This is a genomic window from Micromonospora echinospora (genome assembly GCF_900091495.1).
GTDB classification, from domain to species: domain Bacteria; phylum Actinomycetota; class Actinomycetes; order Mycobacteriales; family Micromonosporaceae; genus Micromonospora; species Micromonospora echinospora.
In genome coordinates, this window is the sequence record NZ_LT607413.1 from 2,272,865 (window position 1) to 2,296,064 (window position 23,200).

Annotated in this window: 26 protein-coding genes and 1 tRNA gene; 16 read left to right on the forward strand and 11 right to left on the reverse strand. The window is 72.1% G+C overall.

Features of this window, described 5'->3' with window-relative positions; genetic code table 11:
* The first annotated feature begins 70 nt into the window (after nucleotides 1-70).
* Nucleotides 71-262, forward strand: a complete 192-nt coding sequence (locus GA0070618_RS10410; RefSeq protein WP_088985433.1) for a hypothetical protein — start codon at nucleotides 71-73, stop codon at nucleotides 260-262.
* A gap of 70 nt (nucleotides 263-332) precedes the next feature.
* Here GA0070618_RS10410 and GA0070618_RS10415 read toward each other — a convergent pair whose 3' ends face one another.
* The 5 genes from GA0070618_RS10415 to GA0070618_RS10435 form a co-directional block, all read right to left on the reverse strand.
* The gene (locus tag GA0070618_RS10415; RefSeq protein WP_088981466.1) at nucleotides 333-1,058 is read right to left on the reverse strand and encodes a CDP-alcohol phosphatidyltransferase family protein; all 726 of its coding nucleotides are present in this window, start codon (nucleotides 1,056-1,058) and stop codon (nucleotides 333-335) included.
* Nucleotides 1,033-2,100: an iron-containing alcohol dehydrogenase family protein gene (locus GA0070618_RS10420; protein WP_088981467.1), complete on the reverse strand. Its 1,068-nt coding sequence runs from the start codon at nucleotides 2,098-2,100 to the stop codon at nucleotides 1,033-1,035. The genes GA0070618_RS10415 and GA0070618_RS10420 overlap by 26 nt, the downstream gene beginning before the upstream one ends.
* Nucleotides 2,088-2,819, reverse strand: a complete 732-nt coding sequence (locus GA0070618_RS10425) for a phosphocholine cytidylyltransferase family protein (RefSeq protein ID WP_088981468.1) — start codon at nucleotides 2,817-2,819, stop codon at nucleotides 2,088-2,090. The genes GA0070618_RS10420 and GA0070618_RS10425 overlap by 13 nt, the downstream gene beginning before the upstream one ends.
* A gap of 71 nt (nucleotides 2,820-2,890) precedes the next feature.
* Nucleotides 2,891-3,664, reverse strand: coding sequence for a helix-turn-helix domain-containing protein (locus GA0070618_RS10430; protein WP_088981469.1), 774 nt, complete (start codon nucleotides 3,662-3,664; stop codon nucleotides 2,891-2,893).
* A complete protein-coding gene (locus tag GA0070618_RS10435) occupies nucleotides 3,661-4,110 on the reverse strand; it encodes an NUDIX hydrolase (protein ID WP_088981470.1) in 450 nt (149 codons plus the stop codon). Before GA0070618_RS10435 ends, GA0070618_RS10430 begins: the two co-directional genes overlap by 4 nt.
* A 137-nt stretch (nucleotides 4,111-4,247) precedes the next feature.
* Between GA0070618_RS10435 and GA0070618_RS10440 the strand changes: the two genes are divergently transcribed.
* The 3 genes from GA0070618_RS10440 (at nucleotide 4,248) to corA (ending at nucleotide 7,430) form a co-directional block, all read left to right on the forward strand.
* Nucleotides 4,248-4,688 (forward strand): ester cyclase, encoded by a 441-nt coding sequence (locus tag GA0070618_RS10440; protein ID WP_088985434.1) that lies wholly within the window; start codon nucleotides 4,248-4,250, stop codon nucleotides 4,686-4,688.
* Between the two features lie 132 nt (nucleotides 4,689-4,820).
* Nucleotides 4,821-5,915, forward strand: coding sequence for an aminotransferase-like domain-containing protein (locus GA0070618_RS10445; RefSeq protein ID WP_088981471.1), 1,095 nt, complete (start codon nucleotides 4,821-4,823; stop codon nucleotides 5,913-5,915).
* Nucleotides 5,916-6,281: 366 nt separating this feature from the next.
* Nucleotides 6,282-7,430, forward strand: coding sequence for a magnesium/cobalt transporter CorA (gene corA / locus GA0070618_RS10450; RefSeq protein ID WP_143740371.1), 1,149 nt, complete (start codon nucleotides 6,282-6,284; stop codon nucleotides 7,428-7,430).
* Between the two features lie 91 nt (nucleotides 7,431-7,521).
* On the opposite strand, the gene GA0070618_RS10455 is transcribed toward corA, so the two are convergent.
* Nucleotides 7,522-8,268 carry a hypothetical protein gene (locus GA0070618_RS10455; RefSeq protein WP_088981472.1) on the reverse strand — a complete coding sequence of 249 codons (747 nt, stop codon included), beginning with the start codon at nucleotides 8,266-8,268 and terminating at the stop codon, nucleotides 7,522-7,524.
* 84 nt (nucleotides 8,269-8,352) lie between these two features.
* Between GA0070618_RS10455 and GA0070618_RS10460 the strand changes: the two genes are divergently transcribed.
* Both GA0070618_RS10460 and GA0070618_RS10465 read left to right on the forward strand, forming a co-directional pair.
* On the forward strand, nucleotides 8,353-8,883 hold the full coding sequence (locus GA0070618_RS10460; protein ID WP_088981473.1) for a peptidylprolyl isomerase: 531 nt from the start codon (nucleotides 8,353-8,355) through the stop codon (nucleotides 8,881-8,883).
* Between the two features lie 67 nt (nucleotides 8,884-8,950).
* The gene (locus GA0070618_RS10465; protein ID WP_088985436.1) at nucleotides 8,951-9,862 is read left to right on the forward strand and encodes a rhomboid family intramembrane serine protease; all 912 of its coding nucleotides are present in this window, start codon (nucleotides 8,951-8,953) and stop codon (nucleotides 9,860-9,862) included.
* 53 nt (nucleotides 9,863-9,915) lie between these two features.
* On the opposite strand, the gene GA0070618_RS10470 is transcribed toward GA0070618_RS10465, so the two are convergent.
* The gene (locus tag GA0070618_RS10470) at nucleotides 9,916-10,377 is read right to left on the reverse strand and encodes a PH domain-containing protein (RefSeq protein ID WP_088981474.1); all 462 of its coding nucleotides are present in this window, start codon (nucleotides 10,375-10,377) and stop codon (nucleotides 9,916-9,918) included.
* 128 nt (nucleotides 10,378-10,505) lie between these two features.
* On the opposite strand from GA0070618_RS10470, the gene GA0070618_RS10475 reads away from it, so the two are divergent.
* From GA0070618_RS10475 to GA0070618_RS10495, 5 genes are all read left to right on the forward strand, one after another.
* On the forward strand, nucleotides 10,506-11,678 hold the full coding sequence (locus tag GA0070618_RS10475) for a thiolase family protein (protein ID WP_088981475.1): 1,173 nt from the start codon (nucleotides 10,506-10,508) through the stop codon (nucleotides 11,676-11,678).
* A gap of 139 nt (nucleotides 11,679-11,817) precedes the next feature.
* Nucleotides 11,818-12,372 carry a hypothetical protein gene (locus GA0070618_RS10480; protein ID WP_331253137.1) on the forward strand — a complete coding sequence of 185 codons (555 nt, stop codon included), beginning with the start codon at nucleotides 11,818-11,820 and terminating at the stop codon, nucleotides 12,370-12,372.
* Between the two features lie 81 nt (nucleotides 12,373-12,453).
* The gene (locus GA0070618_RS10485; RefSeq protein ID WP_088981476.1) at nucleotides 12,454-13,149 is read left to right on the forward strand and encodes a response regulator transcription factor; all 696 of its coding nucleotides are present in this window, start codon (nucleotides 12,454-12,456) and stop codon (nucleotides 13,147-13,149) included.
* Complete coding sequence (locus GA0070618_RS10490) at nucleotides 13,142-14,611, forward strand: histidine kinase dimerization/phospho-acceptor domain-containing protein (protein ID WP_088981477.1); 1,470 nt, start codon at nucleotides 13,142-13,144, stop codon at nucleotides 14,609-14,611. The genes GA0070618_RS10485 and GA0070618_RS10490 overlap by 8 nt, the downstream gene beginning before the upstream one ends.
* Before the next feature lie 123 nt (nucleotides 14,612-14,734).
* Complete coding sequence (locus GA0070618_RS10495) at nucleotides 14,735-15,430, forward strand: glycosyltransferase family 2 protein (RefSeq protein WP_088985437.1); 696 nt, start codon at nucleotides 14,735-14,737, stop codon at nucleotides 15,428-15,430.
* 28 nt (nucleotides 15,431-15,458) lie between these two features.
* Here the strand turns inward: GA0070618_RS10495 and GA0070618_RS10500 are convergent, their stop codons facing one another.
* Nucleotides 15,459-16,337: a transketolase family protein gene (locus GA0070618_RS10500; protein WP_088985438.1), complete on the reverse strand. Its 879-nt coding sequence runs from the start codon at nucleotides 16,335-16,337 to the stop codon at nucleotides 15,459-15,461.
* Nucleotides 16,338-16,403: 66 nt separating this feature from the next.
* Nucleotides 16,404-17,111 carry a thiamine pyrophosphate-dependent enzyme gene (locus GA0070618_RS10505; RefSeq protein ID WP_088981478.1) on the reverse strand — a complete coding sequence of 236 codons (708 nt, stop codon included), beginning with the start codon at nucleotides 17,109-17,111 and terminating at the stop codon, nucleotides 16,404-16,406.
* A 47-nt stretch (nucleotides 17,112-17,158) separates the two neighbouring features.
* Between GA0070618_RS10505 and soxR the strand changes: the two genes are divergently transcribed.
* Nucleotides 17,159-17,599 carry a redox-sensitive transcriptional activator SoxR gene (gene soxR, locus GA0070618_RS10510; protein WP_088981479.1) on the forward strand — a complete coding sequence of 147 codons (441 nt, stop codon included), beginning with the start codon at nucleotides 17,159-17,161 and terminating at the stop codon, nucleotides 17,597-17,599.
* 99 nt (nucleotides 17,600-17,698) lie between these two features.
* Here soxR and GA0070618_RS10515 read toward each other — a convergent pair whose 3' ends face one another.
* Together GA0070618_RS10515 and GA0070618_RS10520 are read right to left on the reverse strand one after the other, a co-directional pair.
* Complete coding sequence (locus GA0070618_RS10515; RefSeq protein WP_088981480.1) at nucleotides 17,699-18,676, reverse strand: NAD(P)H-quinone oxidoreductase; 978 nt, start codon at nucleotides 18,674-18,676, stop codon at nucleotides 17,699-17,701.
* A 9-nt stretch (nucleotides 18,677-18,685) separates the two neighbouring features.
* Nucleotides 18,686-19,225 carry an AAA family ATPase gene (locus GA0070618_RS10520; RefSeq protein WP_088981481.1) on the reverse strand — a complete coding sequence of 180 codons (540 nt, stop codon included), beginning with the start codon at nucleotides 19,223-19,225 and terminating at the stop codon, nucleotides 18,686-18,688.
* A gap of 95 nt (nucleotides 19,226-19,320) precedes the next feature.
* On the opposite strand from GA0070618_RS10520, the gene GA0070618_RS10525 reads away from it, so the two are divergent.
* The 4 genes from GA0070618_RS10525 to GA0070618_RS10540 all read left to right on the forward strand — a co-directional run bounded on the left by GA0070618_RS10525 (nucleotide 19,321) and on the right by GA0070618_RS10540 (nucleotide 23,153).
* Nucleotides 19,321-19,407: transfer RNA gene (locus GA0070618_RS10525), tRNA-Ser, on the forward strand.
* A 215-nt stretch (nucleotides 19,408-19,622) separates the two neighbouring features.
* Complete coding sequence (locus tag GA0070618_RS10530; protein ID WP_088981482.1) at nucleotides 19,623-19,928, forward strand: hypothetical protein; 306 nt, start codon at nucleotides 19,623-19,625, stop codon at nucleotides 19,926-19,928.
* A 291-nt stretch (nucleotides 19,929-20,219) separates the two neighbouring features.
* A complete protein-coding gene (locus GA0070618_RS10535) occupies nucleotides 20,220-22,481 on the forward strand; it encodes a catalase (protein WP_088981483.1) in 2,262 nt (753 codons plus the stop codon).
* 138 nt (nucleotides 22,482-22,619) lie between these two features.
* Complete coding sequence (locus GA0070618_RS10540; RefSeq protein ID WP_088981484.1) at nucleotides 22,620-23,153, forward strand: YbhB/YbcL family Raf kinase inhibitor-like protein; 534 nt, start codon at nucleotides 22,620-22,622, stop codon at nucleotides 23,151-23,153.
* The last annotated feature ends 47 nt before the right edge of the window (nucleotides 23,154-23,200 follow it).

Sequence of the window (23,200 nt, forward strand, 5' to 3'; positions counted from 1 at the left end):
CTTGCGGAGTTACCCCCCCCCCGGCCTGACCGAAGAGGCCGAGGGGGTGCTCATGGGCCACACTCTGCCTGTGGAACGCATCGGTGTCCGGGAGCTGGATCAGAACACGAGCCAGGTATTGGGGCTGGACAGGCTGGTGGCTGCGGGGCGGGCCGTCGCCCCGACCAACGGCGGTCCCGTTCCGCTTCCGCCGAAGCTCGGCGACCAGAATGAGGACGTGGCCGCCACGCTCGCCGCAGGGCGGGCCGAGGAGCGCTGGTGATTCACCTCGGCGACGTCTCGTCTGAACGGGCGTCGGGGTGGATCAGGTCGCGCGCCTCCCCACCCCAGTCTCAGCGCAGCGAGGCGCGGGCCGAGAAGGCGATGCTGGCGAGCAGGAAGCCGCCGTTGACGATGGTGAAGGCGACCACCACCCAGAACGTCAGCGCCGGTACGAACGTCAGCACCAGACCGGCCACGAAGATCACTGCGCCGTAGTCGCGGACCAGCTTGGCGAGGCGTACCGGAAGGCTGGTCGAGGTGACCATGCTGGCGGCGTTCGGCCCCGCCTGCATCACCGAGGTGACCAGGTTGACCATCCAGGTGCCGGCGAAGGCGGCCACCAGCCAGACCGGCGTGTCGGGGCGCTGCGCCACCGCCACCGTCCCCAGGGCGGTGACCAGGGCGATCTGGGCGGCCACGTCGCAGAGCACGTCCACCCGCGCGCCGGCCGCGCTGCCCTGCCCGGTCACCCGGGCGAGCTGACCGTCGGCACAGTCCAGGGCGTACGCCACCTGCCAGCCGACCAGCGCGACCAGCCCGACGGCCCAGGCCGGTACGTCCCCGGCGGCGACCCGGTCGGCGAGCGCCACCACGGTCACCGAGGCGGCCAGCCCGAGCACCAGGTTCATGATGGTCAGCGCGGTGGGCTTCAGCCCGAGCCGCTGGGCGACCAGCGCGAACGCCGCCCCCAGCCACTGGCTGATCGACTCGCTGAACAGTCCGCCGCCCCGGTTGACCCGGTGGAAGTCGGCGACGGTGGGACGGGACGATTCAGTCAAGGTGGTCGCGGAGTGCACCGGCGTAGTCTGCCAGCCGCCTCCGCGTCTCGGTAGGCGACATCGTCAGGTGTTCGAGGATGGTGTACCGGTCCGGCCGGGTGCGGGGGGCGTACTGCACGGCCTCGACGAACTGCTCGTCGGTCAGCCCCAGCCCGGCCGGGTCGGTGGCCAGGCCGTGCCGGTGCAGGCAGTGCGCGAGCTGGGCGAAGCGCTCCGGTTCGTCGCGCAGGAAGGTGCAGAACAGGGCACCGAGCCCGACCTGCTCGCCGTGTGCGGCGGTGCCCGGGTAGAGCCGGTCGATGGCGTGCGAGATCTCGTGGTCGCCACCGCTGGCCGGACGGGTGGACCCGGCCACCGAGCTGGCGATGCCGCCCAGGATCAGCGCCTCGGCGAGGGTGGTGAGGAAGCCGTCGTCGGTGATCGTCCCCGGGTGGTTGATCAGCGCCTCGGCCCCGGTCCGGGCCAGGGTCACCGCCAGCCCGTCGATCGGCTCGTCGCGTACCCGGTGGGCCAGCTCCCAGTCGGCGCAGGCGCTGATGTTGCTCACCGCGTCCCCGATGCCGGCCTGGGTCTGCCGGTCCGGCCCGTTCTCCACGAAGTCCAGGTCGACGATGACCGCGATCGGCATGTGCACCCCGTACGAGCCCTTGCCGCCCTCGTGGTCCAGGGAGGCGGTCGGCGAGGCGATGCCGTCGTTGGCGAGACTGGTCGCCACGGTCACCATCGGCATGCCGTACCGGGTGGCGGCGTACTTGGCGGTGTCGATGGTCTTGCCGCCGCCGATGCCGACCACCGCGTCGTAGTGGCCGGAGCGGAGCCGGTCGCCCAGCTCGTTCGCCGCGTCGATGGTGCCGCCGGTGACCATGAACACGTCGGCGGAGCCCAGGTTGGGTTGGCACAGGTTGGCGATCTTCTCGCCCTGCCCGGGGCCGACCACCACCGCCACGTCACCCCCGGCGGAGATCCGCCGGTCGGCCAGGAGCGGGCCCAGGTCGGCCACCGCGCCGCGTCGGACCTCGATCACCAGCGGCGTGTTGACCGTACGGGCTAGTAGTGGCACGCGATCTCCCGCGCCCGGGCCAGGTCGTCGTGGTTGTCGACCTCCACCCAGGCGACGTCGCCGATCGACGCGGCCCGGACCTCGCCGCCACGGTCGGCGAACTCCTGGTAGCCGTCCTCGTAGTACAGGTTCGGGTCGCGCCGCCAGGTCGCCTCCAGGGCGTCGGCGAGCGCGCCGGCCACGTGCGGCTCGATCAGCGTCGCGCCGATGTACTCGCCGTACGCCTCGGCCGGGTCCATCAGCTTGGTGATCCGGGTGAGCTGGCCGGCGGCGTCGAAAGTGGCCTTCATCTCCTCGTCGGCGAGCTTCTTGACCGTGTCGACGGCGAGCAGGATGCCCGGACCGCGTTCGGCGAGCAGGGTCCGCTCCACGCTCACCGGGTGCACGGTGTCCCCGTTGACCAGCAGGACGCCCCGGGCGAAGTGCTCCCGGGCCAGCCAGAGCGAGTACGCGTTGTTCCACTCCTCGGCCTTGTCGTTGTGCACGAGGGTGATGGTGACGCCGTAGCGCTCCTCCAGGGCGGCCTTCCGGTCGACCACCGCGTCGGCGGCGTAGCCGACCACGATCACGACCTCGGTCAGCCCCACCTCGGCGAGGTTGCGCAGCGCGATGTCGAGGATGGTCGTCTCCCCGTCCACCGGCACCAGCGCCTTCGGCAGGGTGTCGGTGTACGGGCGCAGCCGGCGCCCCGCTCCGGCCGCGAGCACCATCCCGATCATCGGCGACATCCTCCCTCGTACGACGTGGCGTTCCCCCGCTGGAGGATAGTCGGGTCTGCTGCGGGGGGCGGTCAGCCGGGGAGCGCTGCCAGGTCGGCGAGCATGGCCAGCCGCTCGTCGGGAGCCAGCACGGCGTACGGCCCGGCCGCGCGGCGGTCGGTCTCCTGCTCGATGGCCAGCCGCTCCGGTCCGTCCGGCAGGTCGCTCACGCTCGCGGCGGTGTGCCCGGCGGCGGTCCACGCGGCGGCGTGCGCGTCGGAGCGGTGGTACCGCAGCGTGCCCAGCCGGTTGAGCAGCAGCACGCCCGGCGGGGTGCCGTCCGGCTCGTACGGCGGTGCCATCGCCCCGAACGCCTCGCTCGGCGCGGTGTCGTCGTCCTCCTCGACCGTGACCAGCGTGTACGCCAGCAGCCGGCCGAGCGTCTCCACCAGCCGGAGCACCCGGTCGTCGTGCCCGGCCCACAACTCCTCGGTGACCTCGCCGTGCACCTGGTAGATCTCGGCGAGGAAGGCGGCACCCCGTTCGGTGGCCGAGAAGGCGCCGTCGGGCCGCCGGTGGATCATGCCGTGCGCCACGTGCTTGTCCAGCGCCCGCTGACAGGAGGCCGGGTCCCGGTACCGGGTCACCGCGGTGAAGCCGGCCGCCGTGACGGTGCCGCCGGGCGCGGCGAGCCTGGTGCGGAACTCCACCAGGAAGCCGGTGGCCGCCATCCCGCCGTACCGCTGACTGAGCTCGGCGCCGCCGCCGTCGCGGCCGGCGAGCACACCGGCGACGAAGACCCGGTCCATCGCCGGGGCGACCAGCCCCGCGAACCGGTGCGGCGGGAGCTCTACCCCGTCGCTCACAGCCCGATCGAGCGGAGGGCGGCGAAGCCGTTTTCCGCGATCCGCCGGATCAGCCCGTCGTTGACGTCGCGGTGCTCGTCCAGCACCGCCACCTCCTGCTCGGTGATCCACCGGAACTCGGTGTGCTTGCCCGGCTCCAGGCGGGGACGGTCCAGGTCGCCGTCCACCCGGACCAGGAAGTCGGTCTCCACCCGCTCGATGCCGTCGTCGCCGGTGTAGCGGTACTCGCCGACGAGACCGAGCACGTGCGAGACGGTCCAGCCGGTCTCCTCGAACACCTCGCGGCGCAGCGCGTCCTCGACCTCCTCGCCCGGCTCCAGATGGCCACCCGCGATGTCCCAGGTGTTCGGGAAAAGCCGTCGTTCCGGGGACCGGCGCTGGATGAACAGACGGCCCTGGTCATCGACGATCAGTGCGCCTGCGCAGCGTAGAGGCTCGGTGGACACGCCTTGACCCTAGCGAGGGATCAGCGTTCCGGCGACGCCCGGACGACGCGAGGGGAGTCGGGTGTGTGGAGCGGGGATCGAGGGGTAGTGATAGCTGGTGGATGCGGAAGCCGGTACCGCGCCGCCGGGAGGTCGCGATGCGTAGCGCCAGGGAACTCGTCGAGTCGCAGTACGCGATGCTCCGGCAGCGGGACCTCGCCCGGCTGCCGGAGCTGTACGCGGACGACGCCTTCTACTCGATGCCCGGGTTGGCGGTGCGTCCGATCGAGCTGCCCGCGGTGCTGCGGGCCTGGTCGGGGGCCTTTCCGGACCTGCGCACCGAGCTGACCGGGCTGGTCGAGACGGCCGGCGGGGTGGTGGTCGAGCAGCGGATGACCGGCACCCACACCGGCGCGTTGCACACCGCGCTCGGGTCGGTCGCCCCGACCGGCCGTGCGGTGAGCTGGGACGTGGTCGACGTGGTCCGCGCCCGGCACGGTCTGATCGCCTCCTGGCGTTCCTACTTCGACCAGGGACTTCTCCTGACCGACCTGGGCTGGCGGCCCGAGCCGGCCGTCGACGCCCCGCTCGCCGCCTGAGCTGGTCGGATCCGCGACCAGGTCGCCACCGGCACCCGTGCCACCCCCGGATCACCCGTCCCGGTGGCTCAGGATGCGGACATCGTCGTGCCGTCCGCGATCGGCCGCCGGCCGCCCGTACGCTCAGTAGCCATGACCGCCGAGCAGCTGATCTCCTTCGCCCGTGGCGCTCCCTCGCTGGACATCGTCGATGTCGAGGGGCTCAAGGCCGCCGCCGTCCGCGCCTTCGACGTCGACCCCGCCGGAGTGACGGCGTACGGCACCTCCGTCGGTTACCCGCCCCTGCGGAAGTGGATCGCCGAGAAGCACGGGGTGTCGGCGGACCAGGTCCTGGTCACCAACGGTTCGCTCCAGGCCGACGCGTTCCTCTTCGACCACCTGGTCCGTCCCGGTGACGCGGTGGTGGTGGAGCGTCCGACGTACGACCGGACGCTGTTGAACCTCCAGCGTCAGGGCAGCGAGCTGCACGGGGTGACCATCCAGCCGGACGGCCTGGACACCGCCGAGCTGCGCAAGCTGCTGGAGTCCGGGGTGCGTCCCCGGCTGGCCCACGTCATCCCGAACTACCAGAACCCGGCCGGTGTCACGCTCTCCCTGGAGAAGCGTCGCGAGCTGCTCGACCTGGCCGTCGAGTACGGTTTCACGATCTTCGAGGACGACCCGTACGCGGACATCCGGTTCCGGGGTGAGCCGCTGCCGTCGATGCTCTCGCTGGACACCCGGGGTGTGGTGGTGCACGCCTCCAGCTTCACCAAGACGGTCTGCCCCGGGGTGCGCGTCGGCTACCTGGTGGGCCCGGCCGACCTGATCGCCGACATCGCGAAGAAGGCCACCAACCTCTACATCTCGCCGGGCATGGTCTCCGAGGCGATCGTGCACCAGTTCTGCGTCTCCGGTGACATCGAGCGCTCGATCCGGACGGTCAGCACCGCGCTCGGTGAGCGGGCGCGGGTGCTCGCCGAGTCGTTGCGCCGGCACATCCCGGAGGCGCGCTTCGTCGAGCCGGACGGGGGCTACTTCCTCTGGGTCGAACTGCCGGAGGACGTCGAGGTGGACCGGCTCGCCCCGGCGGCGGCGGAGCGTGGCGTGGCGGTGGTGAAGGGGAGCGACTTCGTCCTCGGTGGTGGCCGGCACGCGCTCCGGCTGGCCTTCTCGGCGGTCACCGCGGATCGGATTGACGAGGGCGTCCGCCGGTTGGCGGAGGCCATGGCCGCCGTTCGAGGATGAGGTTTTTCTTCTTCACCAGCCTTCTGTCAAATATCTGACAATAGCTGATTCGGGCCGGCTCGGGACTCCCCTCGGGCCGGCCTGCAGCTCACAATGCTGCGAGCGCCTTTCACGTCGAACGGCCCTGGTGGACCCCGGTGCGGACGTCCGCAGAACCGACGTGACGGGCGTCGTGAGCATCATCCCCCGCCCCCAATGGCGTCGGGTGGGCCGTGTCGCACCTCACCCCCTTCGACGCGGCCGGCCCGCCCGACGCCGCCCCCGTACCCGGCGGGTGCCACCCCCCGACCGTGCGCGCACCGGCCTCGCACCGGCCGGCGGCGTACCCTCAAGCCGCAGCAGCCGTGGGTGGGAGGGGGCGCCGTCATGTCGGACCGGACCGATCGAACCCGGAACACACCGCTCGGCGCCGGTCGGGTCCTCCGCCCCCGGGCCTGGACCGCCCCGGTCCGGGCGATGAGCCGCATCCTGAACACCGAGGAAAGCCCCCGCCCGACCCGCGAGGTCGGCCCGGACCGCAGCGCCGTGGTCGACTGTGCCCTCTACGTGGAGGGGGTCCGACAGCCGGGCACCTGGAACTACGCCGACGCGCTCGCGGCGGCCCGCCGACAGCCGCACGCCTTCGTCTGGCTGGGACTGCACGAGCCGGGCCTGCGGGAGATGACCGGCATCGCGGCCACGTACGGGCTGCACGAACTCGCCGTCGAGGACGCGGTCAAGGCCCAGCAGCGGCCCAAGCTGGAGCAGTTCGGGGACGTCAGCTTCCTGGTGCTGCGCACCGCCCGGTACTGCGAGCACACCGAGCTGACCGAGACCTCCGAGGTGGTCGAGACCGGCCAGGTGATGCTCTTCATCGGCCCCGACTTCCTGATCAGCGTCCGGCACGGGGACGCCTGCCGGCTCGCGCCCGTCCGGGCCGACCTGGAGAGCACCCGCGACCTGCTGCTGCACGGCCCGTGGGCGGTGGCGTACGCGGTCACCGACCGGGTGGTGGACGTCTACCTGGAGGTCGCCGACCAGATCGAGGACGACCTGGACGTGCTGGAGGCGGAGGTCTTCGACCGGCAGAGCCACGGCCGGATCCAGCGGATCTACCAGATGAAGCGGGAGCTGGTCGAGTTCAAGCGCGCCGTGGTGCCGCTGCAACGCCCGATGATGACGCTCACCGCCCAGGTCAACCGGGAGGTGCCGAAGGAGATCCGGCGCTACTTCCGGGACGTGCAGGACCACCTCAGCCGCACCGTCGAGCAGGTCAACTCCTACGACGACCTGCTGAACTCGATCCTCCAGGCGCGCCTGGCCCAGGTCACCGTCGACCAGAACAACGACATGCGCAAGATCGCGGCCTGGGCCGCGATCGCCGCCGTGTGGACCGCCATCGCCGGCATCTACGGCATGAACTTCGAGAACATGCCCGAGCTGAAGATGACGTACGGCTATCCGGTCGTCCTGGCCCTGATGCTGGGCATCTCTATGGCCCTCTACCGCTGGTTCCGCCGCAACGGCTGGCTCTGACCGGATTGCGGGAGCGCCGGCGTGCGGGGGACGTACCCCCGCCTCGCCGGCGCTCTCCCGGTGACCGTGTGCGGACGCCGCCCGTGCGGCGTCAGTGACGACCGCCGCTGGGGCTGGCGGTGCCCCCCATCGCCCGGCTGACGTCGTCGGCCGGACGACCCGAGACGTCCCGGGCGCCCTCGGCCACCGACGGCACCTTGTCGTTCGGGGCGACCGACTTCGTGGTGGCGGCCTTGCCCGCACCGGCCACCGCCGAATTGCCGGCACCGGTCGGCCCGGCAGCAGTCGTGGCCGGTCGGTCGGCCGCCGGGGTGCGCACCTCGATGGTCTCCACCTCGTCGCGCATCGGCTCCAGGGTGCGGTTCGGGTCGTACTCGGCCCACTCCTGCTGGTCCCGACGACGACGCATCGCCATCGCGCCGGCGACCCCGGCCACCGCCCCAGCCGCGAGCAGGCCGGTCATCATGCCGCTACGCCGCCGGGCCTTCTTCTTCTGCTTGACCATTCGCATGTTCTTCGGCTTCGCCTTCCGGGCCATCGTGCCGGCCTGTGCCGCACCACCTCGGGCGGCCACGGCCAGCGGGGCGAGGGTGGCGACCGTCGAGCCCCAACCGCGGGCGGCCGAGTCACGGACCCGCACCGCGGTCGGTGCCACCGCCCCCCGGGCCGCCTGCACGCGGGGGCCGACAGTGTGGCCGACGCCCCGAGACGCGTACGTGGCTGCCTGCATCAGGTGACCAACGCCCTGGTTGAGCTCGGCCTTGGCCAGCTGCGCCTGGGACTTACGCCGCCCGATTCCAAACACGGTCCCACCTCCTGGGAGTTGTTCCTTCGTCATCCTCCACCTTCGGATGCCTCCGCACTGCCAGATCGGGCACATGGGAGGATCCGCATGGAACTGACCGACAAGTGAGGAGTACCCGTGGCCGAGGCTCTCTACGCCACCTTGCACACCAACCATGGCCCGATCCGGTTGGAGCTCTTCTCCAACCACGCCCCGAAGACCGTCCGCAACTTCGTGGAGCTGGCCGAGGGCACCCGGGAGTACACCGACCCGCGCACCGGCCAGCCGGGCAGCGGGCCGTACTACGACGGCACCATCTCGCACCGTGTGATCGGCGGCTTCATGGTCCAGATGGGCGACCCGACCGGCACCGGGCGCGGCGGGCCGGGCTACAAGTTCGGCGACGAGTTCCACCCGGACCTGCGCTTCGACCGTCCGTACCTGCTGGCCATGGCGAACGCCGGACCGGGCACCAACGGGTCGCAGTTCTTCATCACCGTGTCGCCGACGCCGCACCTGAACAACCGGCACACCATCTTCGGGCAGGTGGCGGACGAGGAGTCGGTGAAGGTGGTCGACTCGATCGCCAACACCGCGACCGGCCCGAGCGACCGTCCGCTCTCCGACGTGGTGATCGAGCGGGTCGAGATCGAGCGTGCCCAGGCCTGACCCCCGTACGAGGTACCTTTGCTCGCATGACTGAGCGCCGCAGGTGCGCGGACGGGAGGGCGAGACCGTGAGCGAGTCACCGCCGACCACGCCCGTCTGCTACCGGCACCCCGGTCGGGAGACGTACATCCGGTGCACCCGCTGTGACCGTCCGATCTGCCCGGAGTGCATGCGGGACGCCTCCGTGGGACACCAGTGCCCGGAGTGCGTGAGCGAGGGTCGACGTTCGGTGCGACCGGCGCGCACCGCCTTCGGTGGCGGTGCCGTCGGTCGCCAGGGCTACGTGACCAAGGCCCTGATCGCGCTGAACCTGCTCATGATGCTGCTCTCCATCGCCTCCGACCGTGGGGGCGACTCGGCGGCCGGTGGCTCCGGGTTCGGCGGGCTGATGGGCGGCAGCACCCCGCTGACCGAGTGGGGTGCGGTGCTCGGCCGGGCGCTCTTCTCCGACGGCGCCATCCACGGCGTCGCCGAGGGCGAGTGGTACCGCCTGCTCACCGCGATGTTCCTGCACTACGGCGTGGTGCACCTGCTGCTCAACATGTGGGCACTGTGGGTGCTCGGGCGGTCCCTGGAGGGGGTCCTCGGGCCGCTGCGCTTCCTGGCGCTCTACCTGATCGCCGGGTTGGGTGGCAACGTCGCGGCGTACCTCTTCAGCGCACCCAACGCCGCCACGGCCGGTGCCTCCACCGCCATCTTCGGTCTCTTCGCCGCGCTCTTCGTGATCATGCGTCGGCTCGGGCGGGACACCTCGGCGGTGGTGCCCATCCTGGTGATCAACCTGGTCTTCACCTTCGCCGTGCCGGGCATCTCCATCGCCGGCCACCTCGGCGGCCTGGTCGTCGGGGCGCTGATGGCGCTGGTCCTGGCCTATGCCCCCCGGATGCGCCGGTCGGCCTTCCAGGTCGCCGGTGGCGCGGTCATCGTGGTGGCCCTGCTCGGCCTGGTCCTCCTCCGCACCGCCGCCCTGCTCGGCTGACCCGCACGGTCGGCCGGTCGACCCGCACGATCGCCCTCCCGCGCGGGCGTGGGTCAGGGCCGACCGTCCGGCGCGGCGGGGCCGGAGCGGTGGGCGTCCAGGTACGGGGCCACGAGCGCGGCGACCTCGGCGGGGTCGGCGTCGAGGTCGTGCCGGCTGAGCAGGTGGAGCGACTCGCCGGTGTCGATTTCGAGGAACTGGTTGCGCAGGCCGAAACGGGGACGGTCGTCCACCGCGACGGACTCGATCGACGACCAGCCGAGCGTCCGCCGGCCGGCGAAGCCGGTGACCACGGTCACCCCGGAGGGATCCACCGCGAGCCGTACCGGGGCCAGCAGGTCACGCGCGGCCCAGACGGCCAGCCCGGCCGCGCCCAGCCCGGCGAGGACCACCCGCACCGGGTCGCCCTCGGCGAAGAGCCCCCCGAGCGCCGCCAGCGTCCCGGCCCCGGCCAGCTTGACCAGCGGTAGCTTCACCGGTACGCGCCACTGTCGGCGCAACGACCCTGGGTGCATCCGTCCAGCATGCCCGAGCGGGGTGGACGCCGCGACGCCGCCGGCCCGGCCCGACCGGTCACCCGGGGCGGACGGCGGGTCGTCCCGCGACGTAGGATCGAGGAGTCTAAAGTTACCGGGGAGTAGATATGAGTGACGCGGTTATCGTCGGCGCGGTACGCACCCCCGTCGGGCGGCGCAAGGGCAGCCTGGCCGGCGTCCACCCGGTGGACCTCTCGGCCCACGTGCTCCGTGCCCTCGCCGAGCGGACGGGCATCGCCCCGACCGACGTCGACGACGTGATCTGGGGCTGCGTGTCCCAGGTCGGCGAGCAGTCCTGGAACGTCGCCCGCAACGCCGTCCTCGCCGCCGGCTGGCCCGAGTCGGTCCCCGGAACCACCCTCGACCGGCAGTGCGGGTCGAGCCAGCAGGCGCTGCACTTCGCCGCCGCCACCGTCCTCTCCGGTCAGGCCGACCTGGTCGTCGCCGGGGGAGTCGAGTCGATGACCCGGGTGCCGATGGGGTCCAGCGTGGCCGACGGCATGCCCTTCAGCGACCAGATCCGTGACCGTTACCGCGGCGTCGAGGGCTTCGCCGACGACGAGCCGCTCCCGTTCAACCAGGGTGTCGGCGCGGAGCTGATCGCCGATCGCTGGCGGTTCTCCCGCACTCAGCTCGACGAGTTCGCTCTGGCCAGCCATGAGAAGGCCGCCGCCGCCCAGGACGCGGGAGCCTTCGACGCGGAACTGGCCGAGGTGGCGTTGGCCGACGGGGGCAAGTTCACCGCCGACGAGGGCATCCGCCGGGACACCTCGCTGGAGAAGCTCGGCGAGCTGAAGACCCCGTTCCGCGCCGACGGCGTGGTCACCGCCGGGTCCGCCTCGCAGATCTCCGACGGCGCGGCGGCGCTCGCCGTCACCACCTCCGAGTGGGCCAGTCGGCACGGCCTGCGCCCGCTGGCCCGCGTACACACCGCCGTCGTCGCCGCCGACGACCCGGTCACCATGCTCACCGCCCCCATCCCGGCCACCGCGAAGGCGCTGCGCCGCGCAGGGCTGGGCATCGAGGAGATCGGGGTGTACGAGGTGAACGAGGCTTTCGCCCCGGTGCCCCTGGCCTGGCTCGCGGAGACCGAGGCCGACCCCGAGCGGCTGAACCCGCGTGGTGGGGCGATCGCCCTCGGTCACCCGCTCGGCGCGTCCGGTGCCCGCATCATGACCACGATGCTCCAGCACATGCGGGACAACGGCATCCGCTACGGCCTGCAGACCATGTGCGAGGGCGGCGGCATGGCCAACGCCACCATCGTCGAGCTGCTGTAGGTGGATCAGCGGCGGTCCGGGTCGTCCGCCTCCGCCTCCTGTCGGCGGCGCGGGCGGCCCTGCCGCCGGTGTCGGACAGCCGGTGTGGTGCCCGGCGCCGTGGAATTTCCGGAACCGCCGCTGGGTCGTTGGTCACGGCATGGAGGTCTTCGACCGAACGTTCCTGCCCGCCGCCGCCGAGACCGGGCTCGCCGTGCAGACGGTCAGCCGCCACATGCCCGTCTTCCGGCGCTGCGTCCGGGCGGACGACGCGACGATCCTGGTCACCCGCTGCATCCGCCCGGACCGTCTGGTGCCCGGCGAGTACCTGCTCCTGATGACCTACCAGCGACTGGTGGTCACCCGGCAGAGCCCGCTGCTGCACCGGCTCCACCTGCACCTCAACACCGAACTGCGGCACCTGAGCAACGTCACCTGGAATCCGGATCCCCGGCTCCAGCAGGTGGAGCTGGCCGCCACCGCGATCGACGGAGTGCGGGAGCGGTTCCTGATCCGGACGGAACACCCGAAGCAGGTGTGGCAGATCGACACCCTGCTCGACCACGCCTTCCGGTCCCGGCTACGGCTGCCCCGGGCGGTCACCCCCGCAGGAGCGCCCGTCGCGGAAGCGCCCGTCGCCGGCCGTCGGCCCGGCGGCGGCAGAAGCACATCGGGTGGACCCGCCGCCGGCCGGCGTCCCACCGGACGGGGCTGACGTACCGCCGGCCGAGGGTCCTTACCCAATCCGAACACAACTGGCCGTGATCCGGGCCGGACGGTCAGGAATCATGATCCGGTGAGCGTCGACGCAGCGAACCACCGTGGACTGGTCCTCGTGGTCGAGGACGAACCGGCCATCGCCGACCTGGTCCGGCTCTACCTGGCGCGGGACGGTTTCGGCGTCCACGTCGAGCGGGACGGTCCGGCCGGGCTGACCGCCGCCCGCCGGCTCCGGCCGGTCGTCTGCGTGCTGGACATCGCCCTGCCCGGCCTGCCCGGGACCGAGGTCTGCCGTCGGCTGCGCGAGGCCGGGGACTGGACCCCGGTCATCTTCCTCACCGCCCGGGACGACGAGGTGGACCGGATCCTCGGCCTGGAACTGGGCGCCGACGACTACGTGACCAAGCCGTTCAGCCCACGTGAGCTGGTCGCCCGGGTCCGGGCGGTGCTGCGCCGCGCGGCCGGGGTTCCGGAGGGGGCGAACCGGCCCCGGCAGGTCGGCCCGGTGACCCTCGACCCGTCCCGGCGCACGGTCACCGTCTCGGGGACGCCGGTCCAGCTCACCTCGACCGAGTTCGACCTGCTCGCCCATTTGATGGCCCGTCCCGGTCGGGTCTTCACCCGGGAGGAGCTGCTCGCCGGGGTCTGGGGTTACGCGGCGCATGCCGGCACCCGGACGGTCGACGTGCACGTGGCGCAGGTCCGAGCCAAGATCGGCGACGTCAGCGTGATCCGTACCCACCGGGGCGTGGGGTACGCCGCCGATGGCTGACCGCTCCGTCGGCCCGCCCGAGGTCCACCAGCCGACCGGGGCGCTGCCGACGGTGGGCACCCGGGCGGCCCGACCCCACCGGTCCCGGCCCGGCCGCACCCTGACCGCCCGGGCGGTGCTGGTGACCTGCGCGGTGTCCCTGGTCTCGGTGCTGGTCACCGCGTTGGTGGCGGTGCCCCTGGCGGTGCGCGGCGTGCAGCGGCAGGCGCAGGACACGCTGGCCGCGCAGGCGCGGATGACCGCCGAGGTGCTGCGGTTCCGGCTGGCCCGGGGCCAACCGACCGACGAGCGGCTGCTGCGCCTGCTGGAGAACCAGGGCGTCGAGACGTACGTGCTCCGGGACGGGCGGGTCGACCGGGCCGGCCTGCCGCCGCAGGTGGTCGAGCGGGTCGCCGCCGGGCAGGACGTCTCCGTGCGGCGGCTGGTCGACGGTCGCCCTTCCCTGGTCGAGGGGCGCGCGCTCGGCGACGGCGACGGGGTGGTGCTCGCCCGGTCCCGGGTCACCGGGCTCTGGCGGCAGGTGCTCGCGAGCGTCTGGATGCCACTGTTCGCCGGGCTGGCCGCCGGGGTCGTCGCCGGCTGGCTGCTCGCCCGCCGCCTGGCCCGACCGATCCGGCAGGCGGCCGTCGCCGCCGCCCGGCTCAGCGCCGGGGACCGTGCCGTGCGGGTGCCGGTCGAACCACCCGACGAGGTCGCCGAACTGGCGTACGCGCTCAACGGGCTGGCCGAGGCGCTCGCCACCAGCGAGGGACGGCAACGGGAGTTCCTGCTCTCCGTCTCGCACGAGTTGCGTACCCCGTTGACCGCCGTCCGGGGTTACGCCGAGGCGCTCGCCGACGGCGTGCTCGGCCCCGACGAGGCGGCGCAGACCGGACGGACCATGCTGGCCGAGGCGGAACACCTGGACCGCCTGGTCAGCGACCTGCTCGCGCTGGCCCGCCTGGAGGCGGCCGACTTTCCGCTCGACCCGGTGCCGGTGGACCTCGTCCAGTTCGTCGGCGCGGCGGCGGGCACCTGGTCGACCCGGTGCGCGGCGGTCGGGTTGGCGTTCCGGGTCGAGCTGCCTGACCAGCCGGTGCCGGTGCACACCGACCCGGGGCGGATCCGGCAGGTGGTCGACGGGTTGCTGGAGAACGCGCTGCGGGTCGTACCCCCGGGAAGGCCGGTGGTGCTCGCGGCCCGGCCGGCCGGAGTGGACCCGGTGGCGGGCGGCATGGTCGAGGTCCGCGACGGCGGACCCGGATTCACCGACGACGACCTGGCGGTGGTGTTCGAGCGGGGCGCCCTGCACCGGCGGTACCGGGGGATCCGGAAGGTCGGCAGCGGACTGGGACTGGCGCTGGCCGCCGGACTGGTCCGGCGGCTCGGCGGCACCATCACGGCCGGGCACGCCCCGGAGGGCGGCGCGGTGTTCACCGTCCTGCTGCCTGCGGGTCCGGACCGGTCCCGGACCGCGCCCTGACCTCGTTTCCGCCGGTCAGCGCCGGCGGGAAGTGCCAGGTCGGTGACATCTCGCCCGGTGCTTCCACGCGGGGTCGACACGCTACGCTGTCACCGACGTACAGTCGCCCCCGTGGAGAAGCCCGTGAAGCTGTCGATTCTCATGCCGGTCTTCAACGAGGAGGAACGCATCGCGGACGCCCTCAAGCAGGCGCTGGCGGTCGAATACCCGTGCGACATCGAACTGCTCGTGGTCGACGACGGCAGCCGCGACGGGACGGCCGAGGTCCTCAGCCGGGTCGACGACGCCCGGCTGCGGGTGATCACCCATCCCCGTAACGCGGGCAAAGGCGCGGCCATCCGGACGGCCGTGGCCCACGCCGAGGGCGACTACATGGTCATCCTCGACGCGGACCTGGAATACGACCCGCAGGACATCCCGAAGCTGCTCGCCCCGGTGCTCGACGGCCGCGCCCAGGTGGTCTACGGCAATCGCACCTTCGGCAGCCACAGCGCCTACAGCTTCTGGTACGTGATGGGCAACAAGGGCGTCACCACGGCCGCGAACGTGCTCTTCAACTCGTACATCGGTGACCTGGAGACCTGCTTCAAGCTCATGCCCATCGAGCTGTACCGCTCGCTCGACGTACGGTCCCGGGGTTTCGGCATGGAGGCGGAGGTGACCGGCAAGCTGCTGCGTCGCCGGATCCGCCCGTACGAGGTGCCGATCAGCTACCGAGCCCGGGGGCGCGAGGAGGGCAAGAAGATCACCTGGAAGGACGGCGTCGAGGCGATCTGGATCCTGGGCCGGGAGCGGGCCCGCCGCCAACCCCGGCCCTGACCACCTCCGACACCGTCGGCGAGCGGTCTCAGCCCAGGAACGCGTCGATCGAACGGCGTAGCCCGGCCGCGTCCAGTCCGTGCCAGCGACTGTGGTCGGTCGCCGTGCCGTAACGGCGCAGATCACGCCGGCCGACCCCGAGCGCCAGCAGTCGGTGCGGTCGGTCCATGAGCGCCTCGCCCACCACCCGGCTCGACGTGCCGGCCAGGTAGGGCTCCACCAGGATCACCTCGGTAGCGGCGAGCGCCCGCAGCCCGACGGTGTCGAAGGGGCGCGGCCGGTGGGTGTACGCCACCGTCACATCCAGCCCGGCCACCGCCGCCAGGGTCTCGTCCAGCAGCGGGCCCACCGCCACCACCAGTGGCGCGCCCGGCCCCGCGTCCCGGAGCACCCGCAGCGAGCCGTCGCCGCCGTACGGCCGGCGGTTCGCCATCGTCGACAACCGCAGGTAAACCGCGTCGTCGCCGGCCACCGCCGTACGTAGCAGCGGCGGGACCTCGTCGGGGTGCCCCGGCACGTGCACCGTCCAGCCGTGCAGCGTGTCGATCAGCGCCACGTCCGCCGGGGATAGGTGGGTCCGACCGGCCTCCGGCCGGTCGTAGGAGGCGCCGACGCTGACCAGCACGGCGGTCACGTCCTGGTGGTCGAGGTCCAGCTTGATCTGCTCGTACGCCCGCTCGACGAGGAACGGGGCATAGGTGTGCACCACCGGGCGGAGCCCGGCCAGGGCCAGTCCGCCGGCCACGCCGACCATCAACTGCTCCCGGATGCCGACGTTGACCACCCGGTCCGGGTGCCGCCGGGCCGCCTCACGGAAGCTGTCCGCCGAGATGTCGGCGAGCACCACGGCGGTCCGCGGATCCTCGGCCAGCAACTCGTACGCGGTGTCCACGAAGCGGTCCCGCATGACGATCTCCTCCACCCACTCCCCGACCGCCGGGATCACGGGTGCCTCGCTGACTGCCGTCACGGCTCACTCCTTCTCGTCGACGACCGCGACGACGACGTGCGGCCGGTTGTGGTCGTGCCCGGTCAGGGCGGTGTACAGGGCGTCGTGGTCGTGTCCGTCGACGGTGGACGCCTGCCAGCCGTTGACGGTGAACCGGGCCGCGATCCCGCCGGCCCAGCCGTGCGTGGCGGACCGGTTGTCCACCACGATCGCGGTCAGTCCGGCCAGTCCGGTCGCGCCCGCGTAGGCGATCGCCTCGTGGTTGGAGCCCTCGTCGAGTTCGGCGTCGCCGAGCAGGACGTACACCCTCGGGGTGAGCAGCCCCTGGGCCCGCAGCCCGAGCGCGGTGCCCACGCCGAGACCGAGCCCGTGCCCGAGTGACCCGGACCCGATCTCGACGCCCGGCACCAGGACCCGGTCGGGATGGCCGCCGAGGCGGCTCGCCGGACCGTAGACGTCGTCCAGCCAGTCCGGCGGGACGAACCCCTTCGCGGCGAGGACGGCGTAGTAGCCGGCGACGGCGTGCCCCTTGGAGAGGAGGAACCGGTCCCGGTCCGGGTCGTCCGGCTGGTCCGGGTGGATCCGTAGGATCCGGTCGTAGAGCACCCAGAGGACGTCGATGGTGGAGTACACGTTCGAGCTGAACTCGTCCTCCTGGGCCGCCGCGATCCGGCGCAGCAGCGGCGCGACCGGGGCCGGGACGACAGGGGCGCTGGCGATGGTGACGGTCATACCGCTAGCCTGCAACTTGAAGCTCACTTCAACTCAAGGGCTACGTGATGCAGGAGTCACTCACCATCGGTCAGCTCGCCGCCCGCAGCGGCGTGGCCCCCTCGGCCCTGCGCTACTACGAGCGGCTCGGCCTCATCCACGCCGAGCGCACCGGCGGCAACCAGCGCCGGTACGCGCGGATCGAACTGCGCCGGGTGGCGTTCATCCGGATCGCCCAGCAGGTCGGCGTCTCGCTCGACGAGATCCGCGAGGCGCTGGACTCGCTGCCCGACGGGCGCACCCCCAGCGCGCAGGACTGGGCCCGGATCTCCGCCGCCTGGCGCAACCGCCTCGACGACAAGATCAGACTGATCAGCAAACTGCGGGACGACCTCACCGGCTGCATCGGCTGCGGCTGCCTGTCGTTGCAGCGCTGCGCCCTCAACAACCCCGCCGACAAGCTCGCCGGCGAGGGGCCGGGCGCGCGACTGGTCCTGCCGCGCCCCTGAGGTGGTTGCCGGGGCTGAGGTGGCTGCAGGGGACCCCTCCTCGGCAAAAAGCGGTAACAGGGGACCCCTGCTACCACCTCACCCCACCCGGTCGACCGGTCAGTCGGTGAGCAGCAGCACCTTGCCCAGGTGGTCGCTGGACTCCACCAGCCGGTGCGCCCCGGCCGCGTCGGACATCGGCATCCGCCGGTCCACCACCGGCCGGATCCGGCCCGCCTCCACCAGCGGCCAGACCTGCTCCCGCACGCCCCGGACGATCGCCGCCTTTTCCGCGACCGGACGGGACCGTAGCGCGGTCGCCGTCACCGAAGCCCGCTTGGCCAACAGCATGCCGAGGTCGAGTTCCGCCTTCCGCCCGCCCTGCATGCCGATCACCACGAGCCGGCCTCCGGTGGTCAGCGCCGCCACGTTCCGGCCCAGGTAGGCCGCGCCCATGATGTCGAGGATCACGTCCGCGCCCCGACCGTCGGTGACCCGCCGGACCTCCTCGACGAAGTCCTGCTCCCGGTAGTCGACGGTGTGCGCCGCGCCCAGCTCGCGCAACCGCTCGTGCTTGGCCGCGCGCGCGGTCACCACCACGGTCGCGCCGAGCGCCGCGCCGAGCTGGATGGCGAACGTGCCGATGCCACTGCCACCCCCGTGCACCAGCAGTGTCTCGCCTGCGGCCAGCCGGGCGAGCTGGACGACGTTCGACCAGACCGTACAGGCCACCTCGGGCAGCGCGGCGGCGTCGACCGGGTCGACCCCGGCCGGCACCGGCAGCAACTGCCCGGCCGGCACGGCGACCCGCTCGGCGTACCCGCCGCCGGCCAGCAGCGCGCAGACCTCCTGGCCGACCCGCCATCCGGTCACGTCCGGAGCGGTCGCCGCGACCACCCCCGCGCACTCCAGACCCGGGTACGCCGACGCACCCGGCGGCGGCGGGTAGTGCCCCTGGCGTTGCAGCAGGTCGGCCCGGTTCACCGCGCTGGCCCGCACGGCGACGACCACCTCGCCGGGGCCGGGCTCCGGGTCGGGCACCTCGCTCCAGCGCAGGGCTTCGGGTCCACCGGGCTCCGGGATCGTGATCGCACGCATGAACCTGTCTTACCCGATCCGCCCCTCGGCCCACGCCCGGGTCAGGATCTCCGTCACCGTCTCCTCCGGGGTCTGGTCGGAGGTGTCCAGCCAGAGCCCGATCCGGGGCGTGTCGGCCCGGAATCCGGCGTCCAGGTCGGCGACGGGCCAGTCGCCGTACCCCTTCTTGGGTCGGTCCCGCTCGCGGGCGGCCACCACCTCCGGACGGGGCGCGAGCACCACGACCGCCAGCGGCCGGTGCCGGATCCGGTCGACCATCGCGGCCAGCTCCGGGCCGAGGACCACGTCCTGGCAGACCACGGTGAAGCCGGCGGCGGCGTACGTGTCGGCGGCCGACGCGGCGAGGTCGTACCGGAGCCGGAGCTGCCGCCACGCCTCCTCCGACGGTGTGGCGCTCATCTCGGCCCGTCCACTGACCACCATCCGGCGGAAGACGTCACCGCGCAGGTGCACCGCACGTGGCAGCCGGCGGGCCAGCAGCTCGGCCACTGTGGACTTACCGGCTGCCATGATTCCGGTGACCAGCACCACCGACGGGATGTCCCACATGCCGTGATGATCCCACGTTCGGGCGGGACGCCGACTCGCGCCGCCGGCCGGTCATGGCAGACTAGACGGGGTCGCGTACCCCTCGGGGACGCGCTGGGGGGTTCGCCTAGTGGCCGATGGCGCTGGTCTTGAAAACCGGTAGGGCAGCGATGTCCTCGTGGGTTCGAATCCCACACCCCCCGCTTCCCGAACAGCAGAAACGCCCCTGACCCAGCGCGCACACCGGTCAGGGGCCATCTCCGATCCGGGAACCGGTCGCACTTCGTCGTGCGCCCGCACTCGTTCTCCGACGCCATCTGCCGAACCCGGCACGAGCTCGAAACGCCAAACCGTTGGTCCACCTAGCCTCGATGACATGAGGCGGCACAGGACCCGGCCGATAACCCGGGGCGAGCGAGTGCAGACAGCGGTATTGGTGGTGCTCTATGCGGGATTCACCGCGATCGGCGTGCTGACCCTCGCTGGGGTGATCACCTTCAGCGGCTGGGGCGAGGGGACCCTCGCCTCGCGACTCGTGTGCGGCGGACTGTACATGGTGGTCGGCCTGCCCGCTCTGGTCGCAGCCGTTGTCACGTTGATCGACGGGCGGATGCCGGTTTCGTCGGAGACCGAATACTCCGGTCCGGGGGCCGAGAACATGCATCTGGTCGGTGGCGAGACCTGGGGCACTATACGTAAGCCACAGGAGTACAGCGAACTCTGACGTACCGGGTACGGCACCCGGCCCTCCCTCGGGTCGATGAAGCCGGTACGGCAGCGATGCCCTCGCGGGCTCCGAATCCCACTTCCTCCGCCTTCCTCGCAGCGCAAATTCCCCCTGGCGCGAATTCCAGGCCAGGGGTCACGAATCGTGAACTCGTCTCGCTCGGAGGAGGTGTGCGGCTCCGGTCGGTCGACACCATGGTCCCGGTGGGCTTTCCGTTTTGTCTGACTGCGCTGGGGTAGGGCCGAAGGGGCCTGCTCACCGCACAGCTCCACGGAGGGACTCGTCCAGATGGATCCCAGCAAGCCCGCCAAGGCCGTCAAGCACGTCGTCGAGGCCGCCGCCGGAAAGGTGGCCGACGCCCTGACCCCGGACGTTCCCGGCGCACCGGGCAGCGCCCCGCCGACCGTCGAGGAACCGACGACGCCACACGACCCGCTGCCGCCGAAGCCGGAGCAGGGGACGCCGGACACCCGTACGCCGACCGGGGCGGCGACCGGCGTACCGCCGAGCGCAAAGGGCCAGCAGGGTGCCTACCTCACCACCGCCCAGGGGGCGCGGCTACGCGACACCGACCACTCGCTGAAGGCCGGGCCGCGCGGTCCGGTCCTGCTCCAGGACCATCACCTGCGCGAGAAGATCACCCACTTCGACCACGAGCGCATCCCCGAGCGCGTCGTGCACGCGCGGGGGGCCGGGGCGCACGGCGTGTTCACCGGGTACGGCAGCGCCGAAGGCGTCACGAAAGCCGGCTTCCTCGCCAAGGGGAAGGAGACCCCGGTCTTCGTCCGGTTCTCCACCGTCCTCGGTTCGCGTGGGTCGGCGGACACGGTCCGCGACACCCGTGGCTTCGCGACGAAGTTCTACACCGACGAGGGCACGTTCGACCTCGTCGCCAACAACATCCCGGTCTTCTTCATCCAGGACGCGATCAAGTTCCCCGACATCATCCACGCCGGGAAGCCGCACCCGGACCGGGAGATCCCGCAGGCCCAGAGCGCCCACGACACCTTCTGGGACTTCGTCTCCCTGCACACGGAGGCGCAGCACCACACGATGTGGAACATGTCCGACCGGGCGGTTCCGCGCTCGTACCGGATGATGGAGGGCTTCGGCGTCCACACGTTCCGGCTGGTGAACGCCGCCGGGGAGACCGTGCTGGTCAAGTTCCACTGGAAGCCCAAGCTGGGCGTGCACTCCCTGACCTGGGAGGAGGCGCAGATGCTCGGCGGTACGGACCCGGACTTCCACCGCCGGGACCTGTACGACGCGATCGAGGCCGGCGCGTTCCCCGAGTGGGAACTCGGTATCCAGGTCTTCCCCGACACCCCGGAGGAGACATTCAACGGCATCGACCTGCTCGACCCGACGAAGATCGTGCCGGAGGAGCTGGCCCCGGTGCAGCCGGTTGGCCGGCTGGTCCTCAACCGGACGCCGACGAACTTCTTCGCCGAGGTCGAGCAGGTCGCGTTCCACCCCGGGCACCTGCCGCCGGGGATCGACGTCACCAACGACCCGCTGCTCCAGGGCCGGCTCTTCTCGTACGTCGACACGCAGCTCACCCGACTGGGCGGGCCGAACTTCGCGCAGATCCCGATCAACCGTCCGCATGCGCCGGTCAACGACATGCTGCGCGACGGCTTCCACCAGCACGCCGTACACGCCGGGGTGGCGCCGTACCGGCCGAACTCGCTCGACGGTGGCAACCCGTTCCCGGCCGGCGTCGACGACGGCGCGTTCGTCGACGTGCCGGTGACCGTGGCGGAGGCACCCAAGGTGCGCGCGAACCCGGTCTCCTTCGACGACCACTTCAGCCAGGCCCGCCTGTTCTGGCTGAGCATGTCGCCGGTGGAGAAGGAGCACATCATCCGCGCCTACACCTTCGAGCTGGGCAAGTGCTACCACCAGGCGATCCGGGAACGCCAACTCCAGTGCCTGGCCAACATCGACCCGGTGCTCTGCGCGGAGGTCGCCACCGGTCTGGGCCTTTCCGCGCCACAGCCGACCGTGCCGCTCGCCGACGTCGCGCCCAGTCCGGCGCTCTCCCAGGTCGGCGGCGAGTGGCCGGCCGACGGACGCACGGTAGGGATCGTCGTCGACGCCGCCAGCGACCTCGACGGCGTCGACCAGCTGCGCCGGGCGGTGTTCGGTGCCGGCATGGTGCCGCTGCTCGTCGCCCCGCACGGCGGGACGGTGGGTGATCTGCCCGTGCAGCGCACCTTCGCCACCGGCCGGTCGGTCGAGTTCGACGTCCTCCTGTTGGCCGGAGCGCCGACGCCGGCACCGGACGCGATCCCGGCGCGCGACGCCAAGGCGGGCGCGGCGGACTCGGTGACCGTGGACCCTCGGGTACTGCTCCTGGTCGAGGAGTGCTGGCGGCACGCCAAGGCGATCGGCGCGTGGGGCGACGGGGTCGCCGTGCTGCGGGAGGCGAGGGTGAGTGGCACGCCAGGCGTCGTCACCGGCGACTCCGGCACCGAGGTCTTCGCCGCCGTGCAGCGGCTGATGGCCGCACACCGGGTGTGGGACAGGTTCCCCGCCTCGGTGGCCTGAGCCGCCCGTCCCGGCGGTCGCCCGGGTGTCCGCTGTCCGTCGCCGCGAACGGTAGAGAGGGCGTGTCCATCCGTTCGGGCGGTGACCTTGACGGGGTAAGAAGATGGGCGGAAACCACCTTCAGTGAGAGGGATCACGATGACCCTGGAACGACCGATCGCCCCGGACCCGTACGAGCTGCTGCCGACCGTGGGGTCGTTCACCCTGACCAGTGACGACGTGCCCAACGGCGAGCCGATGGACGCCGCGTACGCGCACGACAGCGTCGGCGGCGGCAACGTCTCGCCGCAGCTCGCCTGGGCCGACTTCCCGGCCGGGACGAAGGGCTTCGTGGTCACCTGCTTCGACCCGGACGCCCCCACCGGCAGCGGTTTCTGGCACTGGGTGCTGGTCAACCTGCCGGCCTCGGTGACCGAGCTGCCCCGGGGGGCGGTCGAGGGCGACCTCGGCGGGGCGTTCAGCGTCCGCAACGACTACGGCCAGCACGGGTACGGCGGAGCCGCTCCGCCGGCCGGGGACCGTCCGCACCGGTACGTCTTCGCCGTGCACGCGCTGGACGTGGAGAACCTGGACGTCACGCCGGAGGCGACGCCCGCGTACGTTGGCTTCAACCTGGCCTTCCACACCCTGGCCCGGGCGGTGATCCGGCCGACGTACCAGGTCAGGGAGTAACCACCGACGAGCGGAAGGGCCGCGTTCCCGGTCGCCGGGCGCGGCCC

Excerpts from the sequence above, each read along its gene's own strand:
- GA0070618_RS10425 (WP_088981468.1), bottom strand. The coding sequence starts at position 2,819 with ATGATCGGGATGGTGCTCGCGGCCGGAGCGGGGCGCCGGCTGCGCCCG.
- GA0070618_RS10440 (WP_088985434.1), top strand. The coding sequence starts at position 4,248 with ATGCGTAGCGCCAGGGAACTCGTCGAGTCGCAGTACGCGATGCTCCGG.
- GA0070618_RS10445 (WP_088981471.1), top strand. The coding sequence starts at position 4,821 with ATGACCGCCGAGCAGCTGATCTCCTTCGCCCGTGGCGCTCCCTCGCTG.
- corA (WP_143740371.1), top strand. The coding sequence starts at position 6,282 with ATGTCGGACCGGACCGATCGAACCCGGAACACACCGCTCGGCGCCGGT.
- GA0070618_RS10455 (WP_088981472.1), bottom strand. The coding sequence starts at position 8,268 with ATGACGAAGGAACAACTCCCAGGAGGTGGGACCGTGTTTGGAATCGGG.
- GA0070618_RS10470 (WP_088981474.1), bottom strand. The coding sequence starts at position 10,377 with ATGCACCCAGGGTCGTTGCGCCGACAGTGGCGCGTACCGGTGAAGCTA.
- GA0070618_RS10475 (WP_088981475.1), top strand. The coding sequence starts at position 10,506 with ATGAGTGACGCGGTTATCGTCGGCGCGGTACGCACCCCCGTCGGGCGG.
- GA0070618_RS10480 (WP_331253137.1), top strand. The coding sequence starts at position 11,818 with ATGGAGGTCTTCGACCGAACGTTCCTGCCCGCCGCCGCCGAGACCGGG.
- GA0070618_RS10490 (WP_088981477.1), top strand. The coding sequence starts at position 13,142 with ATGGCTGACCGCTCCGTCGGCCCGCCCGAGGTCCACCAGCCGACCGGG.
- GA0070618_RS10500 (WP_088985438.1), bottom strand. The coding sequence starts at position 16,337 with ATGCGGGACCGCTTCGTGGACACCGCGTACGAGTTGCTGGCCGAGGAT.
- GA0070618_RS10505 (WP_088981478.1), bottom strand. The coding sequence starts at position 17,111 with ATGACCGTCACCATCGCCAGCGCCCCTGTCGTCCCGGCCCCGGTCGCG.
- soxR (WP_088981479.1), top strand. The coding sequence starts at position 17,159 with ATGCAGGAGTCACTCACCATCGGTCAGCTCGCCGCCCGCAGCGGCGTG.
- GA0070618_RS10515 (WP_088981480.1), bottom strand. The coding sequence starts at position 18,676 with ATGCGTGCGATCACGATCCCGGAGCCCGGTGGACCCGAAGCCCTGCGC.
- GA0070618_RS10520 (WP_088981481.1), bottom strand. The coding sequence starts at position 19,225 with ATGTGGGACATCCCGTCGGTGGTGCTGGTCACCGGAATCATGGCAGCC.
- GA0070618_RS10535 (WP_088981483.1), top strand. The coding sequence starts at position 20,220 with ATGGATCCCAGCAAGCCCGCCAAGGCCGTCAAGCACGTCGTCGAGGCC.
- GA0070618_RS10540 (WP_088981484.1), top strand. The coding sequence starts at position 22,620 with ATGACCCTGGAACGACCGATCGCCCCGGACCCGTACGAGCTGCTGCCG.